This is a genomic window from Pseudomonas sp. ABa2, assembly GCF_056676075.1.
In genome coordinates, this window is record NZ_CM155239.1 from 5,022,795 (window position 1) to 5,041,590 (window position 18,796).

17 protein-coding genes are annotated in these 18,796 nt (G+C 63.4%); 3 read left to right on the forward strand and 14 right to left on the reverse strand.

The genetic code is table 11. The features are described 5' to 3' along the window. The first annotated feature begins 1 nt into the window (after position 1). Together AC1G9C_RS24190 and AC1G9C_RS24195 are read left to right on the forward strand one after the other, a co-directional pair. On the forward strand, positions 2-1,438 hold the full coding sequence (locus AC1G9C_RS24190; RefSeq protein ID WP_397487458.1) for an NAD(P)(+) transhydrogenase (Re/Si-specific) subunit beta: 1,437 nt from the start codon (positions 2-4) through the stop codon (positions 1,436-1,438). Between the two features lie 358 nt (positions 1,439-1,796). After that, positions 1,797-2,012, forward strand: coding sequence for a DUF1127 domain-containing protein (locus AC1G9C_RS24195; RefSeq protein WP_021443449.1), 216 nt, complete (start codon positions 1,797-1,799; stop codon positions 2,010-2,012). 170 nt (positions 2,013-2,182) lie between these two features. Here AC1G9C_RS24195 and AC1G9C_RS24200 read toward each other — a convergent pair whose 3' ends face one another. The 14 genes from AC1G9C_RS24200 to AC1G9C_RS24265 are packed head-to-tail and all read right to left on the reverse strand — an operon-like array spanning position 2,183 to position 18,070. Then, complete coding sequence (locus AC1G9C_RS24200; protein ID WP_457788535.1) at positions 2,183-3,307, reverse strand: glycosyltransferase family 4 protein; 1,125 nt, start codon at positions 3,305-3,307, stop codon at positions 2,183-2,185. Next, complete coding sequence (locus AC1G9C_RS24205) at positions 3,308-4,441, reverse strand: glycosyltransferase family 4 protein (RefSeq protein WP_457788534.1); 1,134 nt, start codon at positions 4,439-4,441, stop codon at positions 3,308-3,310. Beyond that, positions 4,425-5,801 carry a glycosyltransferase family 4 protein gene (locus AC1G9C_RS24210; protein WP_457788533.1) on the reverse strand — a complete coding sequence of 459 codons (1,377 nt, stop codon included), beginning with the start codon at positions 5,799-5,801 and terminating at the stop codon, positions 4,425-4,427. The genes AC1G9C_RS24205 and AC1G9C_RS24210 overlap by 17 nt, the downstream gene beginning before the upstream one ends. Positions 5,802-5,812: 11 nt before the next feature. Further along, complete coding sequence (locus tag AC1G9C_RS24215; protein ID WP_122109981.1) at positions 5,813-7,063, reverse strand: ABC transporter ATP-binding protein; 1,251 nt, start codon at positions 7,061-7,063, stop codon at positions 5,813-5,815. After that, positions 7,063-7,860: an ABC transporter permease gene (locus tag AC1G9C_RS24220; RefSeq protein ID WP_122109982.1), complete on the reverse strand. Its 798-nt coding sequence runs from the start codon at positions 7,858-7,860 to the stop codon at positions 7,063-7,065. Before AC1G9C_RS24220 ends, AC1G9C_RS24215 begins: the two co-directional genes overlap by 1 nt. Continuing rightward, positions 7,860-9,299: a mannose-1-phosphate guanylyltransferase/mannose-6-phosphate isomerase gene (locus tag AC1G9C_RS24225; protein WP_122109983.1), complete on the reverse strand. Its 1,440-nt coding sequence runs from the start codon at positions 9,297-9,299 to the stop codon at positions 7,860-7,862. The genes AC1G9C_RS24220 and AC1G9C_RS24225 overlap by 1 nt, the downstream gene beginning before the upstream one ends. A 4-nt stretch (positions 9,300-9,303) precedes the next feature. Further along, complete coding sequence (locus tag AC1G9C_RS24230) at positions 9,304-10,275, reverse strand: GDP-mannose 4,6-dehydratase (RefSeq protein ID WP_457788530.1); 972 nt, start codon at positions 10,273-10,275, stop codon at positions 9,304-9,306. Between the two features lies 1 nt (position 10,276). Then, the gene (locus AC1G9C_RS24235; protein ID WP_457788529.1) at positions 10,277-11,188 is read right to left on the reverse strand and encodes a GDP-mannose 4,6-dehydratase; all 912 of its coding nucleotides are present in this window, start codon (positions 11,186-11,188) and stop codon (positions 10,277-10,279) included. A gap of 34 nt (positions 11,189-11,222) precedes the next feature. Next, positions 11,223-12,113 (reverse strand): FkbM family methyltransferase, encoded by an 891-nt coding sequence (locus AC1G9C_RS24240; protein WP_457788528.1) that lies wholly within the window; start codon positions 12,111-12,113, stop codon positions 11,223-11,225. 12 nt (positions 12,114-12,125) lie between these two features. Beyond that, positions 12,126-13,283: an acyltransferase family protein gene (locus AC1G9C_RS24245; protein WP_457788527.1), complete on the reverse strand. Its 1,158-nt coding sequence runs from the start codon at positions 13,281-13,283 to the stop codon at positions 12,126-12,128. Between the two features lie 15 nt (positions 13,284-13,298). Continuing rightward, the gene (locus AC1G9C_RS24250) at positions 13,299-14,135 is read right to left on the reverse strand and encodes a class I SAM-dependent methyltransferase (RefSeq protein WP_457788526.1); all 837 of its coding nucleotides are present in this window, start codon (positions 14,133-14,135) and stop codon (positions 13,299-13,301) included. 40 nt (positions 14,136-14,175) lie between these two features. After that, entirely contained in the window at positions 14,176-15,054 is an 879-nt protein-coding gene (locus AC1G9C_RS24255) for a class I SAM-dependent methyltransferase (RefSeq protein ID WP_457788525.1), read from the reverse strand. Beyond that, complete coding sequence (locus AC1G9C_RS24260) at positions 15,051-16,604, reverse strand: glycosyltransferase family protein (RefSeq protein WP_457788524.1); 1,554 nt, start codon at positions 16,602-16,604, stop codon at positions 15,051-15,053. Before AC1G9C_RS24260 ends, AC1G9C_RS24255 begins: the two co-directional genes overlap by 4 nt. Then, positions 16,601-18,070, reverse strand: a complete 1,470-nt coding sequence (locus tag AC1G9C_RS24265; RefSeq protein ID WP_457788523.1) for a glycosyltransferase family protein — start codon at positions 18,068-18,070, stop codon at positions 16,601-16,603. Before AC1G9C_RS24265 ends, AC1G9C_RS24260 begins: the two co-directional genes overlap by 4 nt. A gap of 336 nt (positions 18,071-18,406) precedes the next feature. Between AC1G9C_RS24265 and AC1G9C_RS24270 the strand changes: the two genes are divergently transcribed. Further along, positions 18,407-18,727 carry a DUF2388 domain-containing protein gene (locus AC1G9C_RS24270; protein WP_122109994.1) on the forward strand — a complete coding sequence of 107 codons (321 nt, stop codon included), beginning with the start codon at positions 18,407-18,409 and terminating at the stop codon, positions 18,725-18,727. Positions 18,728-18,796: the final 69 nt, after the last annotated feature.

The following is an 18,796-nucleotide window of genomic DNA, read 5'->3' on the forward strand; positions in this document are numbered from 1 at the left end:
CATGAGCATGAACCTGATCACTGTTCTCTACCTCGTCGCCTCGATCTGCTTCATCCAGGCGCTCAAGGGTCTGTCGCACCCGACCTCGTCGCGGCGCGGCAACCTGTTCGGCATGGTCGGCATGGCCATCGCCATCGTCACCACGGTCGGCCTGATCCACAAGCTCGGCAGCGAACTGGCCGTGCAGGGCCTGGGCTTCGTCATCGTCGGCCTGCTGGTCGGTGGTAGCGTCGGCACCATCATGGCCAAGCGCGTGGAAATGACCAAGATGCCCGAGCTGGTCGCCTTCATGCACAGCATGATCGGCCTGGCCGCGGTATTTATCGCCATCGCCGCGGTCGTCGAGCCGCAGTCGCTGGGCATAGTCGCGGCCCTGGGCGACGCGATTCCGGCCGGCAACCGCCTGGAGCTGTTCCTCGGCGCGGCCATCGGCGCCATCACCTTCTCCGGTTCGGTGATCGCCTTCGGCAAGCTGTCGGGCAAGTACAAGTTCCGCCTGTTCCAGGGCGCCCCGGTGGTGTTCAAGGGCCAGCACCTGGTCAACCTGCTGGTCGGCCTGGCCATCATGGGCCTGGGTCTGTTCTACACCTTCACCGGCGACATCACCGCCTTCGCCGTGCTGGTGGCGCTGGCCTTCGTCATCGGCGTGCTGATCATCATCCCCATCGGCGGCGCCGACATGCCGGTGGTGGTGTCGATGCTCAACAGCTACTCGGGCTGGGCGGCGGCCGGTATCGGCTTCTCGCTGAACAACTCGATGCTGATCGTGGCCGGCTCCCTGGTCGGTTCGTCCGGTGCCATCCTCTCGTACATCATGTGCAAGGCGATGAACCGCTCGTTCTTCAACGTCATCCTCGGCGGCTTCGGCGCCGATGCCGATGCCGGCGCCGCCGGCGGCGCGCAGCAGGAACGCAACGTGAAGTCGGGATCAAGCGACGACGCCGCCTTCCTGCTGACCAACGCCGACACCGTGGTCATCGTGCCCGGTTACGGCCTGGCCGTGGCCCGTGCCCAGCACGCGCTGATGGAACTGGCGGAGAAGCTGACCCACCGCGGCGTGACCGTGAAGTACGCGATCCACCCGGTAGCCGGGCGTATGCCCGGTCATATGAACGTGCTGCTGGCCGAGGCCGAAGTGCCCTACGAGCAGGTGTTCGAGATGGAGGACATCAACTCCGAGTTCGGCCAGACCGACGTGGTGCTGGTGCTCGGCGCCAACGACGTGGTCAACCCGGCGGCGAAGAACGATCCGAAGTCACCGATCGCCGGCATGCCGATCCTCGAGGCTTACAAGGCCAAGACCGTGATCGTCAACAAGCGCTCGATGGCCAGCGGCTATGCCGGCCTGGACAACGAACTGTTCTACATGGACAAGACCATGATGGTCTTCGGCGACGCCAAGAAGGTCATCGAGGACATGGTCAAGGCCGTGGACTAAGCCCTGACCAGTCAGACAGGAAACCCGGCCTTGCGCCGGGTTTTTTGTGCCCGGGAGACAGGAAAAAGCTGAACTTCAGGTCAGCCGTCATAGCGGATCAATTTAAAACTGTACCGCTTGATAGCCACTGCAATCGAGGCCTCATGCAGGCGATTTTCTCGTATTGACCGGTTGCACCCAGCCATTTCACTTATTACCAGTACAATTAGCGCTGTTTCAGGCGCAACAGTTACAAAGCAACCTATCTAATAGCACAACAATTTAATCCAGCTGTGACTACTGGGTCGTCGCCCCGCTCGCGATAATTTGCCCATCGAAAGCAAACACCAGCGCCGCCACAAGCGGAAGGATGACCACCATGGAACGTACCCTCAGTTCCGACCTGTTTCACCAACACAGCACCGCCAGCCACCAGGCCTCCTGGCCGCTGCGCCTGATCGCCACCCTCAGCCTGTGGCAGCGCCGCATCGTCAGCCGCCGTCAGCTGGCTCGACTGGATGCCCGCCTGCTGGCCGACGCCGGCATCAGCGAAAACCAGCGTTACGCCGAGCTGAGCAAGCCGTTCTGGCGCTGATTCACCGATTTAGCTCCCTCCAAGTTGGGCTCTTCTGAAGGCTCCATCGTCTCTGCTGCGATGGGGCTTTCGTTTTATCTGGGCCGAGCAGCCGTGGCGCTTAGCAGCACAGTTGCGCACAGGCTCAAGCGCAATAGAGCAATTGTCTCGGAACAGTCCGTTCTTCATCTTCAGTGCCGTGATTTGCTCTCGAGCAGTTCGCGATACAGCTGCGCCGTCTGCAGCCCCATGCGCTGTGCGGTAAACAGCTGCTCATAACGCTGCTTGGCCTTGAGCCCCATCTGCAGCGCCAGTTCGGGATTGTCCCAGAGTGTACGCATGGCCTGGCGAAACGCCTGCGGATCGCTGGGCGGCACCACCAGCCCCGTTTCGCCGTGGACATTGATATAGCTGGTACCGGTACCTATCTCGCTGGAGATCATCGGCTTGCCGTACATGGCACCCTCCAGTAGGGAGATGCCGAAGGCTTCGGAGCGCAGATGCGACGGGAACACGATCGCGCTGCACAGCTGCAGCAGCGCCGCCTTGTCTTCTTCGCCGAGACGCCCGGCAAAATGCACGTGCGCCAGCCCCAGCGCCTGGGCCTGAGCACGCAACTCCAGCTCAAGCGGCCCGGCCCCGACTATCACTATGGGGTAGCCCGTCCCCTGGGCGGCATTCAGGAGAATGTGCAGCCCCTTGTAATAGCGCATGACCCCGACGAACAGGAAGAAGCGCGGACCGAAACGCTGCCGCCAAGCATCCAGAACGCTCGCCGAAGGCACCGGGTAGGTGGTCTTGTCCAGACCATAGGGGATGATCGAGGTCTTGTGCCGATACCGCTTGAGGACCTCGCTGGTCTCCAGGTAGTTCGGCGAAGCCGCGACAATACGGTCGGTGCTGCTGAGAAAACGGTTCATCAGCGGCCGATAGAGCTTGAGCAGGTATTTCTGGCGAATGATGTCGGAGTGGTAGGTCACCACCGTCGGCTTGTCGATACGCGCAGCGAAGTGCAGCAGATCCATGAACGGCCAGGGAAAGTGGTAGTTGATCAGGTCCACCTCGGCCGCCAATGCCTTCAGTCGCGCCAGGACGCTGTAGGAAAAGCCCGTCGAGGCCAGCTGCAGATCGAGCTTGGCCCGGTGCACACGATGTTCCGCCACCATCAGCTCGGACGGCCCGTCTTCGGCGCTTAGGGTCAGCACCTCGCCCTGGATGCCATGGGCAATCCCGCTCTGGCATATCTGGAAAATAACCTGCTCGATGCCGCCGACGGTTTCCGGCAGGTAGGTCTTGAACAAGTGCAGAACGCGCATTCAGTGCTCCAACGCCTGCCGATAGGCGGCAGCGGTAATACCTGCACAACGCTTCCAGGAGAAGCCCTGCGCTTGCTCTAGGCCCGCCACCCGGCGCGCCTGCCATTCGGCCTGATCCTCGATCAGGCGCAGGATGGCACGGCACCAGCCTTCGGGGTCGCCGGCCTCGACATAGGTTCCAGCCGTCCCTGCCACCTCCGGCAGTGCCGAGCTTGGCGACAGCAGCACCGGCACACCGCTGGCCATCGCCTCCAGCACGGGCAAACCGAACCCCTCATAGAGCGAGGGGAACAACAGCATGCGTGCTCCCGCCAGCAACTCGGCCAGGCGCTCGTCGTCCAGGTAGCCGAGCAGACGCACCTGCCCGCTGGCCAGGGCCGCCTGCAGTTCGGCGGCAAAGTCGTCTCGACGCCAGCCGGCCATGCCGGCGATCAGCAGCGGGTAACGCCGGCGCACCGCCTCGGGCAGCAGCGCGTAGGCGCGCAGCGCCAGCGCCAGGTTCTTGCGTGGTTCGAGGGTGCCGACGCAGAGCAGGTAGGCGCCCGGCGTCACGCCCAGCGGCGCCGTTACCCGGCCCAGATCGGCCAGCGGTCGCGGATGAAAGCGCTGGGCATAACCCAGCGGGGCCACCTTGAGGCGCTCGCGCGCCACGCCGTAATGCCGCTGCAACTCGTCGGCAACGAACTGCGAGTCGGTGAGGATGACCCGCGCCCGTTCCAGCGCGGGCTCGACGCACCTGGCGATTTCGGCCAGGCGATCTGCCGGCTGCGTCTGCGGATAGTGGACATGGGTCAGGTCGTGCAGGGTCATCAGCATCGGGCCGGGGAAATCCAGCGGCCACAGACTGGGCTCGTGGTACAGGTCCACTGCCGTATGCCGCAACCCCCGCTCGAAACGACGCTGCTCGAGCAGGCGCCGAATACGGTAGGCACCCGGCACCTGCTTGGCCCAGGCGACCCAGCGGCTGTAGCCGGGCAACGCCGCTGGCGGCAGTTGCCGACTCCAACCCCAGCCATGAAAGAACTCCAGCTCCAGCGAGGGATCGCCGTCGAGCGCCGCGATCAGCTCGATCAGGTACTGGCCGATGCCGGTGCGCGGCGCCTGGAGGATGCGAGCGTTAAGGGCAATCCGCATCGACCACTGCCTTGCTCGGAGTGCCACGAATACCGTGCAGGGTTCGCGTCACCAGCTGCCCAGCCGCCGCCGCCCAGTCGATCCATTGCCAATGTTCGACCGCGCGGGCAGCCGGGAACTGGCCGGACAGCTCGAACGCCTTGACCCGTTCGACCAGACTGCCCGGGTCGTGCAGGTCGAAGTAGGCCATGAAATCCTGGCCCACTTCGCGGAATACCGGAATATCGCTGGCCATTACCGGCAGGCCGCGCTGCATGGCCTCGACCAGCGGCAGGCCAAAGCCTTCGGCATGCGAGGGGAAGACCAGCGCACGCGCGTTGGAGTAGGCGAACTCGAGACTCTTGTCGTTGACATCGTTGAACATGAACAAGCGCTTGCCGTGCTGCGGGTGGCGCCTGATCCGCTCGACCAGCGTTTCGCACTTCCAGCCGATCTTGCCGATGATGCACAGGCGCACATTGACCCCGTCCGCCCACAGGCGCTCGAAGGCATCGAGCAGATAGACGTGGTTCTTGCGCGGCTCCACGGTGCTGACCATCAGGTAGACCGGCGTCTGCTGCTCGAACATCCGCCGGACGCCCTTGTGCAACTCGGCGGCCGGGCGATTGAGGTCGAGCTCCGAGCCCAGATGAAAGTACCCGTGCCAACGCCGCGCCGCCTCGGCAGCGCCCAGCCGAACCTGCAGCTCGGCAGCCACCTGGTCGCTCACGGTCTGCGAGATGGCCATGAAGCCATCGGCGGTTCTCGACACCCAGTCGAACCAGCGGTCGAAGACCTTGACCAGGCCGGCATCGCAGAACTGCGGGTGGGTCAGCGGGATCAGGTCGTAGATCACCGAAACGATGCCCACGCCCTGGTTCTTGAGGCGTTCGGCCAGCTCGAAGAAATCGGCGTGCCAGGAGGAGTCGAGCAGCAGCAGCTGATCGCCTTCCTCCACCTGCAATTCCACCGCCCGTTGCGGCGCGGGCTGGGCGTTGCGGTTGAGCCAGAGCAGGCCGCGCAACGGCAGGGTAATGCCCAGGCTCAGCAGCTTGCACGGCCAGTACAGCAGACGTCTGGCCAGCGCCGAATCGCGGAACGGCGGCAACCGCTCGAGGCGCGAATGCAGCCACCAGTAACGATTGCGCGCGTGATCCAGGCGCATGATCAGCCTCTGCCGCCGGCTCTTGGCGCGGTCGACCGACAGCGGTTCGAGGCTCAGCACCCGATACAGGCGCCCGCCGGTCATCATCACCGGTACGCACTCGACGCCCGCCTGCACACCGGCGAGATGACCGATGATATTGCGCACCACGCGCTGGATCCCCGAATTGTCCTGGGGATGTTCATAGACATAGGTGCACTCGACCAACAAACGCATGCCAGCGCTCCTCAATGACAGGCTTCGGCGGCCAACGAGCCGCTGCGCTCGATGGCGACCTGCGAATCGAGCCAGGCGCAGCCGACGAAATCGGGCTGCTGCACGTTGATGACATGGAAGACCAGGGCGTAATCGCGCCACTCGTAGTTCTTGTCCAGATGCGAGTCGAAACGCGACAGCGACAGGGCGATGGAGTAATTGCCCTTGCCGAGGCGCACCGGGAAACGGAAGTCGTAGGTCACCCGCTCGCCCGCGGCGAGGTTCTCCAGCGCGCGCTGCAGGCGGTGGGTATTGATGCCGTAGATGGGCTGGCCCATGCGGTCCTTGATCATGAAGCCCAGCACCAGCCGCGGGATATCCGCCTTGATATCCACCACCACGCGCAGGGTGACGGTGCTGCCGACGGAGAGCACCTCGATGCGCTGCCCCTGCTCGTTGAACAGGGCGATGTCGGCGAAGCCCGCCTCGCCGGTGCCGGAGATGGTGCGGATCTGGCCGCCCTCCAGGCGTTCCTGGCGCACGGTCTGCTGCTCCTTCTCGGCCAACATCGCGCTGTAGAAGTCCATCACCTCTTCCGGCGCCCCTTCCAGCGCCAGTCGTCCATTGACCAGCAGGATGGCGCGATCGCACAGCGACTGGATCGCCTGGCGGTCGTGGGACACGATCAGCAGGGTGGTACCCGCCTTACGGAACTCGCGGATGCGGTCGAAGCTCTTGTGCTGGAAGTAGGCATCGCCCACCGAGAGCGCCTCGTCGACGATCAGCACGTCGGGCCGCCGGGCGGTGGCGACGCTGAACGCCAGGCGCATCTGCATGCCGCTCGAGTAGGTGCGCACCGGCTGGTCGATGTACTCGCCGATCTCGGCGAACGCCTCGATCTCGGGCATCAGCCGCTGCAGCTCCTCCATGCTCAGACCGAGCAGTTGTCCGGCCATGAACACGTTCTGCCGGCCGGTGAAATCCGGATGAAAGCCCATCCCCAGCTCCAGCAGGGCGGCGACGCGACCATCGATATGAATGCTGCCGGCGTTGGGCTGAGTGGTGCCGGTGATCATCTTCAGTAGCGTGCTCTTGCCGGCGCCATTGACGCCGATGATGCCCAGCGCCTCCCCCGGCTGCACGCGAAACGAAATGTCCTGCAGCACCCACTTCAACTGGTGACGATCCCTGCCGAAGGGGATCAGCCACTCCGCCAGACGCGACCAGCGCGACGGGTACTGTTTATAGGCCTTGCCCAGGCCGCTGACTTGAATGCTGCCCATCAGAGTTCATCCACCATTTCACCGGAGCGCTTGCGGAACAGTTGCAGGGCCAGGGCACAGAGCACCACCGAGACCAGCGCGATCGGCAGCAGCGACCCCCAGTCCGGCCAGCGCCCGTAGACGAAGATGCCCTGGTAGGCGGCGATCACCGGCATCATCGGGTTCAGCTCGAGCACCGGGCGAACGGCTTCCGGCAGAATCGAGGCCGGATAGACGATCGGCGTGAACCAGAACCAGAACTGCAGGAAGATGCCGGTGAACTGACCGACATCGCGGAAGAACACGTTGAGCACCCCGAGGATGATGCCGAGGCCAACGGAGAAGGCCAGTTGCACCAGCAGCACCGGCAGCACCGCCAGCAATACGAACCCGGGAAAGGTCTGGGTCAGCAGCAGGAAGCCGAGGAACAGGGCGAAGATGATGGCGAAGTTCACCGAGGCGTTGAGCACCACGATCAACGGCAGACAGATGCGCGGAAAGCTCAGCTTCTTGATCAGGTTGGCGTGTTCGAGGAACACCGACTGGCTGCGCCCGATGACCTCGGCGAAGAAGCCCCAGGCGATAATGCCCGCACACAGATAGATGCCGTACGCCAGGCTGTGCTCGACTCCGGGCAGGCGCGCCTGCATCACCTGCGAGAAGATCACCGTGTAGACGATGATCATCGACAGCGGGTTGAGCACCGTCCACACCGCCCCCAGCAGGGAGTTGCGATAGCGCGTCTGAAACTCGCGCTTGACGCTGCCCACGACAAAACCGCGGTAGTTCCACACCGCGCGCGCCATACTCAAGGCCATTACTTGATCCTGCCGTACTGATCCTCGAAGCGGACGATATCGTCCTCCCCCAGGTACTCGCCGCTCTGCACTTCGATCATCACCAAATCGATCACCCCGGGGTTCTCCAGGCGGTGCTTGTGCCCGGCGGGGATGAAGGTCGATTCGTTGGCGCTGACCAGCCGCGGCTCGCCGCCATTGACCACCCGCGCCATACCCTGCACCACCACCCAGTGCTCGCTACGGTGGTGATGCATCTGCAGCGACAGCGCCGCGCCCGGCTTGACCACGATGCGCTTGATCTTGAAGCGCGGGCCCTCCTCGAGCACCGTGTAGGTGCCCCAGGGACGGCTCACCGTGCGGTGCAGGCGATAAGCGTCATGCTCGCTGGCCTTCAACTGCTTGACCACCTGGCGCACGTCCTGCGCGCGCTCGGCGTGGGCGATCAGCAAGGCATCCGCGGTGTCGATCACGATCAGGTCGTCGACTCCAACCGCCGCCACCAGACGCGCCTCGCTCTGCACGAAGTTGTTGCGGCTGTCGATGAACAGCGCATCGGCGGCCGCGCGATTGTTCTGCGCATCCGCCTCGACCAGCTCGCTCAGGGCGTTCCAGGAGCCGATATCGCTCCAGTCGAAAGCCGCCGGCACCACCGCCACCCTGTCCGAACGCTCCATCAGTGCGTAGTCGATGGAAATATCCGGCAGCTCGGCAAACAGCTCGGCGTTCAGCTCCTGCTGCGCCAGTTCTCCCTGTTGCAGCGCCGGACTGGCGGCGACGCAGGCGGCAACCTGTTCGAGCAACTGCGGTGCCTGTTCGGCGAGCTCGCGGAGCAGGCTGCCGACGCTGAAGCAGAACATGCCGGAGTTCCACAGGAAGCGGCCGCTGGCCAGGTAATGCTCGGCCGTCTGGCGATCCGGCTTCTCGACGAAACGCACAACCCGGGCGGCGCCATCGCCGCCCAGCGCGTCGCCCGCCTCGATATAGCCGAAACCGGTTTCCGCACGAGTCGGGCGGATGCCGAAGGTCACCAGGTAGCCATCCTGCGCCAGAGTCGCCGCCTGCCTGGCCGCGGCAACGAACGCCTCGCTGTCGCGAATCAGATGATCGGCCGGCATCACCACCATGATCGCCTGGTCGCCATGCCGTTCACGCAGCGCCAGCGCGGCCGCGGCAATCGCCGGCGCGGTATTGCGCCCCAGCGGCTCGAGCAGGTAACGGGCGCGCCGCTGCGGCAGCCTGGCCGCGGCGAACTCGTCCTTGCTCTGGAAGTAGTAATCGCGGTTGGTCACCGTGACGATCTCGCCGCCGTCGGCCAGCAGGGCGCCCGCCCGGCGATAGGTCTTGAGCAGCAGCGACTCACCGTCCGGCAGGGCCATGAACGGCTTGGGATGGCCTTCGCGGGAAACCGGCCATAAACGGGTACCGGCGCCGCCGGACAGAATCACGGGAAACAACATCGGCCTACTCCTTGGCTACGCGAACGAGATCGGCATCCACCATCATGCGGATCAGGCTTTCCAGGCTGGTCTTCGGCGTCCAGCCGAGCATCCGCTCGGCCTTGCCTGGATTGCCGAGCAGTACCTCGACCTCGGCCGGACGGAAGAACGCCGGATCGATCACCACATGATCCTCATAGTTCAGCTCGACATACTCGAAGGCGATGCGGCACATGTCCCGCACCGTGGTGGTCACCCCCGTGGCCACCACATAGTCGTCGGCCTGCTCCTGCTGCAGCATCAGCCACATGGCTTCGACATAATCGCCGGCAAAGCCCCAGTCACGCTTGGCGTCGATGTTGCCCAGGCGCAACTCGCGCTGCTTGCCGAGCTTGATCCGCGCCACCGCGTCGGTGACCTTGCGGGTGACGAACTCGATACCGCGCAGCGGCGACTCGTGGTTGAACAGGATGCCGCTGGAAGCATGCAGGCCGAAGCTCTCGCGGTAGTTCACGGTGATCCAGTGGCCATAGAGCTTGGCCACGCCGTAGGGACTGCGTGGATAGAACGGCGTGCTCTCGTCCTGCCGCTCGGCCTGGATCAGGCCGAACATCTCGCTGGTCGAGGCCTGGTAGAAACGGCTCTGCGGGCTGAACTGGCGAATGGCCTCGAGCATATGGGTGACGCCCAGACCGTCGACGATGCCGGTCGTGACCGGCTGGTCCCAGGACGAGCCGACGAAACTTTGCGCGCCGAGGTTGTACACCTCGTCCGGACCGGCCTTTAGCAGTGCACGCTGCACGGAGCAGGCGTCGGCCAGATCCCCGTCCAGGTAATTGATCTCACTCTCGATACCCAACTCACGCAGACGCCAACGTGTGTCGGTACTGCGCCGGGCCACCAGACCATGGACCCGATAGCCTTTTTCCAGCAGCAGCTTGGCGAGATAGGCGCCATCCTGGCCGGTAACTCCTGTGATCAGTGCACTCTTGTTCATATTATTGTGATTCTCTCGCAGCCCAGTCAGAGAGCACGCTCTGCAGGGTATCCGTGATGTGTACGCCGGGTTTCCACCCGGTCTCTCTTTGCAACTTGTCGGAGCTACCGACAACCCGACGCTGTTCGGCTCGCCGCATGCGAGCCGGGTCCTGCACCAGTTCCACCTCCACCCCCGCCAAACGGGCCATCTCCGCGATCATGTCGCGCACCTTGCGCTCCTGGCCGGAGCACACGTTGTAGACCTCGCCACTCACTCCCTTGTCCAGCAGTAGCAGGTACGCTTCGATGACATCGCGAACATCGAGAAAGTCCCGCGTCACATCGATATCGCCCACCTCCAGGCGTGGTGGCTGCAAGCCATGGCACACCCGTACCAACTGCCTGGCCATACTGGAAATCACGAACGACTCGCTCTGCCCCGCGCCTATGTGGTTGAACGGGCGCGCCACCATAATGCGCCAAGGCTCGGCGTAGCTCCACTGCTGGCAGAGCAGTTCGGCGGAAACCTTGCTGACCGCGTAAGGATTGCGCGGACGCGGTGCCAGAGCCTCCGCGATGGGCATATGCGCCTCGTCCACCTGCCCATACACGTCGCCCGAGCTGACGTAGAGAAAGGTGCCGCTGAAGCCTCTGCGCTTGAGTGCCTGCAGCAGGTTGAGGGTACCGAGCAGATTGACTTGCAGAGTGCGCGCAGGATCGCGGAAAGCCTCGGGCACGAAGGTCTGGCCAGCCAGGTGGATGACTGCATCGGGACAGTCGGCGGCCAGCCATGCATCAAGCGTTGCCGCATCGGTCAGATCGTGGGGCTGCGTCGCCATCAGCTGCCAGCCGCCAACTGCTGGCTCCTGCAGGCGCGCCTCGAGATGCTGCCCTACGAAGCCGCCCAAGCCTGTAACGAGTAACTTTCTCACCTCACCTCCAGTTCCGCTCGGTAGCGTCCCAGCCTCAACCGTTGAAGCGCGACGACAGCAAAGTTTTCAGCCTGCCCCTGCCAGCGGTTAACAGCCTGACCACGGACCACAGCCGGCTGCCGTATATCGCCGCCAACTGGGCCTCTGCCGTCTCTGCCCGCTGACGCATGGCGGTCAGTTGATCCTGCGCTTGATCCGCCTCTGTCAGCGGGTGGCTCAGGCGATGACCGCGGCACAGCTGGAACTCATCCAGAATGTTTGGCGGCAAGGCCAGCGGAACCAGCAATTCGTGGCGTTCCGCGGCGACGTAGTAACGATTGATCCCATCGCACAGCGCCGGTTCATACCCAGCCTGCAGAATCAGCGCCTCCCATTCGGGCGTCTTGTCGAAGGCGGACTCGATCAGAATGATCCACGGCCGCCAGCGTTGAAAATCCATGCCTTGCAGCACATTGCGCTCGAAACCCTCGACATCGATCTTGAGGAAATGAAAGGGCGCGGCGACAGGCAGGTATTGATCGCAGATGTCCACCAGCCGTTTCGTCTGCACCGTACGCCGCAGGAAAGGAATGCCTTCGGCCTGTTGCAGTTCCGCCATCTCATGGCTCAGGGTCGAAAGACCGGTATCTGCCGACTCGAAGAAGACCAACTCGCCTTCCTGATCGCCCACCGCCACACACAGGTTGGTGTCTTGCGGGCGCTCATCGCACAGGGCCTGGTAATAGTGCCGGACCGGTTCGATATTGATGCCACGCCAGCCTCGTTCATACAGCGAACGGGTCACCGAATCGAGAGTGGGGTGGTTGGCCCCTACGTCGACGTAATGGCCAGGGCCGAACAGCTTGAGGGCGCGCCAAAGCATCACGTCCTCGAAGTTCTGGGCGTAGGAAATGAATTGCGGGGAGACGAAGTCCTGATTATTCATGGATTCCACTGTTTATTGAGGCCTGACCGGTTCAGACATATCCACGACGCTATCGCGCCCACCCCTGATTCTTCGCGCGACTCGCTTTCCATGGTCGCGCAATGGAATCTCCAGCAGGCGATAGTTCAACTCACTCAACACCACAATTAGCAGACAAGCCGTAATTACGAAGGGATAGAAGAAGTCGCCATTAAAACCTTGCGCCGCCGCATCCGTACGAAACCAGAGTTCTCGCGTGAAATAAAAAGCCGGTATATGAATCAGGTAGATGCCATAGGATCGTGCGCCCAGCCAAATCAGTAGGCTCGAGAGCGGCTTGGGGAAACCCAGATAGCTCCTGTCGTAGGATGCCACCCAGACAAGCACAGCAGAAACCAGTGCAATCATGCCGATTTTGCTGTCAACGCCGCGTAATTGGTCCGATCCCAGTACCCAAAGACAGAGCAGCGCCACCAGAACCACAACCAGCCCGCATTTATACCGCCCAAGAAAATTTGGCTTGAAAAGCCAATATGATGAATGCTGTGTCCATAACGCCAAAAGCACTCCTAGCGCCAATGCATCGGTACGAAAGAACATCAATGTAGGTGTACGCACCAAGAAAAACTGAAACAGCACCAACAAGATCATGACGTGCAGCAGATAGCGGCGCACCAAGAGAATCAGCAGAGGGAACAACAGGTAAAACTGCTCTTCCAGCGAAAGACTCCAGTAAACGAAACTCGCTCCATAGGGCCATTGCATAAAGGCCTCGGCCAAGCGGAAGTTGGCCACCTGCAATACCCCGGCAACCGTTGCCTCCAGATTAGTGCGGAACGAACCGAATGCGCCGGTCTGATTAAAAGCTAGCGAGGCAATCAACATCACCAGCAGCCATAGCCATGCCGATGGCAGCAGTCGCCAAGCTCGACGAACCCAGAAGGCCAGAACCATGCGCGTAGTCGCCTCGCCACGCGGCACCGTCAGCAGCTGCGGCACGAGATCACGCGCGATCACAAAGCCAGAGATAGCGAAGAACAGATCCACTCCGACCCAGCCACTGAAGTAGCTGTAGAACCGCTCCATATTGGGCGTGTCCCAAGTAAACAGGTTGTCGGCGGCGTGGTGGAAGACCACCATCAACACCGCGACGCCACGCAGGATTTCAATATCGCCGATACGGGTTCTCATCGGGTAACGGCTGCCTCAGGGCTTGCGCGCAATTACAACTTGGCTTTTCGGCATAACCGCATCCAATGCCGCCTTGATGCGCGGCCCGGCAGGCAGCGACAACAGCGTCGACCAGGTCTGCGACCAGTTTTCCAGCAGCGGATGCCAGGGTGGGCTGAGCGGTTGGTTCTCACAGGCCCAGTACAGCGACCACCACACGGCGTGATAGAAACCGTACTGCATGCTGCTCTCCACGCTCAGCCCCGCCTCCAGCGCCAGTTGCTCCAGTTCGCCGCGCTTGAAGATACGAATATGGTTGGGCCGTTCGAAATAGACCGGGGGCGCGATGTGCTTCTGTACGCCTTCGATGACCTCGTCCGGTACCGTCAGCAGAAACAGTGCGCCCGGTCTGGCGACGCGCACCAGTTCGGCCATGAACTGGGCGGGATCCTCGACATGCTCGAGCACCTCCATGGCCACGACCCGGCTGATCACGCCATCGGCCAGCGGTATGGGATTGGCATCGGTCACCAGCGTACGAACGCTGCGCGCGCCCTCTTTCTCCAGCCGCGCGCGGGCGGTTTCGAGCTTGTCGGCAGCGACGTCGGCAAGAATGATCTCGGCCCCCTGGCGGGCACTGAAAAGCGCGTAGCCCCCCTCGCCACAGCCGATATCGAGCACGACATCCTCGGCGGTGATCGCAAAGCCGCGGACCAGTTCGCCGGTGTCGTTCTGCAACCAGCCGCTCTGGTGAATATCGATCAACCCGATATCGATTTCGGGCTCGCTTGCCGCCGGTAGGGCGGTCTCGCACGGAACCGCAGGCTCTGGCTCGCTGACGGGGGAAATGAGGCGTTTCAAGCGATTCAGCATGGAGACTTCCTGTTTCGGCCGAGGGCCGTACATGCAGTGTTCAATAGGGCTTACGCGCGACGATGACCTGGCTCTTGGGCAACAAACGATCCAGGTGCTGCTTGATCGGCGCGAAATCCGGCATCTGGATCAGGCGATGCCAGAGACTGGCCCAGTCATCCAGCAGGGGCGAATAGGGCGGATGCACCACATCGTGGGTTTCCCCGGCCAGCTCCCGCCCGGAGGCTCGCAGCTGCGACCAGTAGATGAGCATCCACATGCTCCAGTAGAAACCATAGGAAGAGCGGCGCTCGACCACCAATCCGGCATCCTCCACCAACTTCGCGAATGCCTCGCGCTCGAAGATGTGGATGTGATTCGGCTGGCGGAAGTAATGCGCCGGAGCGCAGTCAAGCTGCACTTTTTCACCTTCCGCATCGGGCACGGCCAGGAGATAGAGCGCCCCCGGCTGCCCTACTCGTACCAGTTCGCGCAGCACCGCAGCCGGATCGTCCACATGCTCGAGCATTTCCAGCGCGATGATTCGCGTCGCGTAATGGTTGTCCAGCGGCAGCGGCATGCTGTCCGACACCAGCCCTTCGATGGCCCGCGCGGGCGTGCTCGCGAGCTTGGCGCGCAACGCCTCGATCTTTTCGGCCACCACATCGGTGAACACCACATGGGCACCCCGATTGGCACAGAACAGGGTCGCGCCGCCGGCACCACAACCGACATCCAGGACGACGTCCTGATCACCCACCGGGAACCCGGAGAACAGCTCATCGCTGTGATTCTGGAACCAGCCACTCTGTACCGCGTCGACCAAGCCGCAGTCGCGCGAATCCACGTAGCCTGGCATCGCTGTATCCGCTGCCGCAGGTGCCGATACGGCGGCATGCTTGGCAGCTCGGCCCCGCCACCAGCCCAATAGCCTTTTCATGCCGACAGCTCCTGTTCCCGACACAGGAATGCCGATAACTTGCCCATGGCCGCCTGCCGCGAACAATGCTCACGCATGCGCTCGATCGCATGGCGAGATAACCGTTGATAACGCTGTGGGTCCGTCTTGATGCACTCATAGGCGGCCCGATAGGCATCGCGCAGCGATGCCCAGTCGATCTGATGGCGCTGGGTGCGGTAGGCCAGCCGCGGGTCGTGCGACCAGGCAGTAGAGTCCAGCCAGCTGTCGACCACGAAGGCCACCTGCTCGTCGATGTAGTCGACCATCGCCGAATGCCGCGGCGAAATCGCCGGCTTGCCGCAGGACAGGAATTCCATCAGCGGCAGGCACTGCCCCTCGCCGTGGGAAGCGTTGACGGCGAATGCGCTGGCGCGGATCAGGGTGTCGAAGTCACCGCCCTCCAGGTAGCCGTGCAGCAGCACCACACGACAGCTGAACCTGGGCATGCGCGCCATCCAGATCAGCATGTCGTGCATGGCCGACAGGTACTCGTGGTGCCCCAGCTTGAACACCAGGGTGGCGTCGGGCGTATCGCGAAATGCCGCGCAGAAGGCGGTCAGCATGTCGGCCCAGTTCTTGCGCCCGTCATAGGGGTTGAACAGCGCGGTGAAGATCACCCCGGACAGCTGCAGCTCCGACTCGCCGGGCTGCCAATCGGGCATCTTCGGCGTGACACCTTTGGCCGCAGGATGCGGCGGTTCGACGGTATTGCGCGGCTCCAGGGGCGTATCGGGGCTCTCCGCCACCAGCTCGACCAATGGCTCTGCCCGCCCCGGCAGAAAAGGCAGCAGCGGCTGCAGCACCTTCAGGTACCACTCGCCCAGGTAACGCCGAGTGATGCGATACCGCGACTGCCGGCGGCCGGCCGGCGGCTCGACCGCCACACTGCCGCCTTGCGCGCGCGCCATGGCGTTCTCGTGCTCGCGGATCGCCTGCACCACCCGCGCAGTGGCGTCTGGACCGAAGATATAGGGGCTCAGCGCGGGGTCGCGGCTGTCCACCACCACGCCCGAGCGCACGCGAATGCTCACGCCGTCTGCAAGGGGCAACGACCCCGGCTGTGCGCGCAGCGCGGCGAACTTGTCCCAGACCGGCGAGGGCACCGAAACGATCGGAAAATCCGCGCCCATCTCCCGACGCACCGCCGCGACGATCATCTGCGAGTGGGTGATGGCGCTGCCGCAGATCTTCAGCACGTGCCGCCAATCCTGCTGCGGCTCATCCAGCCAGGACTCGTTGGGAATGCTGTCGAATTCCCAGGCGAACACCGGAACGGTCGGACAGCGCAGCTGCAGGGGAGTCTTGTGCGGCGGCGAGAAAGACAGGAACAGGCACCGCTCGCCGGCGGCGCGCGCTTCGTCGTACAGCCGGTCGACCTCCTGCTCGGGATCTTCGACCACCAGGACTTCGCCCAGCGCCTGCAGCACCGGCAGGAAGTCGCGCAGGACGAAGTAGTAACTGTACTCCGGCAGGCCCATGCTGCTGGCGATCTTCGCCGCGCTCACTTGCGAATAGACCAGGAATCTCATAGCACTGCACTCCCTGCACAACCCAGCTCGGCCTGCGCCGATTGCGTCGCGGCAATCCGTTCGAGAAACGCGCCAAGCGGCCCGGCCACCCGCTCGATGGAGGCGAACGCCTGCATCCGCGCATCGGCCTGTCGCGCCATCTCGCGATAACGCTCGGGTTCGTCCTTGGCCACCCGATAGCTGTGTCGGTAGGCCTCGACCAGCGACTGCCAGTTCAGCCGATGGCGATGGGTCATGAAGATCCCGGTCGGATCGTGCGGCCAGCAGAAGGGTTCCAGCGCGCACTTCACCAGGAACGCCAGCCGCTCGTCGACATAGTCGGCCATGGCCGTGTGGGTCGGCGCGATGGCCGGCTTGCCGGCACTGAGAAACTCCATCAGCGGCAGGCACAGGCCCTCGCCGGAGGAAGCGTTGACGTAGTAGCTGGAGGCCTCGATCAGTTGCCGATACTGCTGGTCCTCAAGAAAGCCGTGCAACACGACTACCCGGCAACTGAAGGGCGCCAGGCGCGACAGCAGGGTCATCAGAACGATGCGGTAGTACTCGAGATCGTGGTGGGTCATCTTCACGATCAGCGTGGCATCGTCGCGATCCTTGAAGGCCCAGCAGAATGCGGTGATCAGCTCGACCCAGTTCTTGCGGCTGTCGGCCGGGTTGAGCACGGTGGTGTAGACCACACCGGTCACACTGATCGGCACGGCCGGCGGCGCGCTCGCGGGAGCGGGTGGAGCGTCTTGCGGCTGGGGCGTATCGACCGCCAATGCGGGCAGACCGACCTCCCGCCACCAGCCCCTGGCGAGCGCCTTGGTCTCGCGCCAGGCGAGACTGAAACGGTCGTCACGCAACGGTTTGGATGTGGGCGCTTGCGCGACGGGCGCGGGCTCGGCAACCGCCGGTTTACGTACCAGGCCGTCCGCCGACAGCCCCAGCGTCGGACTGTCGATCACCAGACCGGCAAACGGGAACTGGCGTTCGCCCAGCTGCGGACTGCTGCGCACTGTCGCCGGGTCACCGCGATAGCGATCCCAGACCGGCGCCGGCAGGGCGACGACCGGGTAATCGGGCGACATGGCATCTTCAACCAGGGCCGCGGCTTCGCGACTGGTGCTGATGGCACCCTGCAGATGGGCGAATGCGTAGCGCCAGTCATTCTGCGGATTGCCCTCCCAGGCCACCGACGGAAGGCTGTCGAACTCCCAGGCGAACACGCTGAGGGTCGGACAACTCAGTCCCAATGGAGCCTGGTGCGGCGGGCTGAAACTGAGGAACACCACGGTTTCACCGGCCGCACGGTGCTGCGCGGCGAGCTGCTCGATCTCGGCCAGGCGGTGAACGACCTGCACCCGCCCCAGGCGTTCGAGCACCGGGAGGAAATCCTTCATCAGGAAGAAGTAGCTGTATTCGGGTTTGCCGAGAGAACCGTGGATACTGGCCTGATCGATTTTCGATGCCACAAGGATGATCATGACGCGAGAACAACCCCACTAACACGGGCCATGGCCCGGAATGCGCATTTAATTGTTATTGGTGACACATCTGCAGAGCTGCCGGAGACGATCCACTCCGACTGAAGGCGAGAGTCTTCGCACGATGGCGGCATTTTACTTAGCAATACCTGCTTTTTATGCTCGAAGAGCATCTCAGCCTTTGTCATCCGACGCAATCGTGGCGCGGTGAAATTCCTCTGAAAGACGCGCCAGCAGAACGCCAGCAACTGGTCGGCGCAAGCGCCCCTGAGCTAGGCTTGTTATTCCGGCCGCAGGCCCTCTGCACCGCCCATCTCGCCCGTTGAGGAATATCCCATGACCGCCTTCCGCATCCTGAGCGCCGCCACCCTCCTGGCGCTGGCCACCAGCGCCTCCGCCACCAGCTTCGTGGTCACCACCGACGCCATCGTCAGCGGCGTCGCCGCGACCAGCGAGGCCACCTCGGATATCAGTTCCTCGCTGCGCGACGACAAGGTCGTGCTCGCCGCCCGTGACGATGCCGCCAGCTTCGTCGCCAGCGCCGGCGAGATCCGCGGTGTGCAGCTGGAGGCGGCGCTGCTGCATATCCGCAGCCAGGTGCCGGCGCTGGCGGCGGCCGACGACCTGCACCTGGCCGAGGCCATCCTCAGCCTCTGATTGCTCCCCAGGCAACGCCGGCCGGCCCAGTTGCTGACCGGCGCGCGCCGGCCCCGTAAACTGCACGGG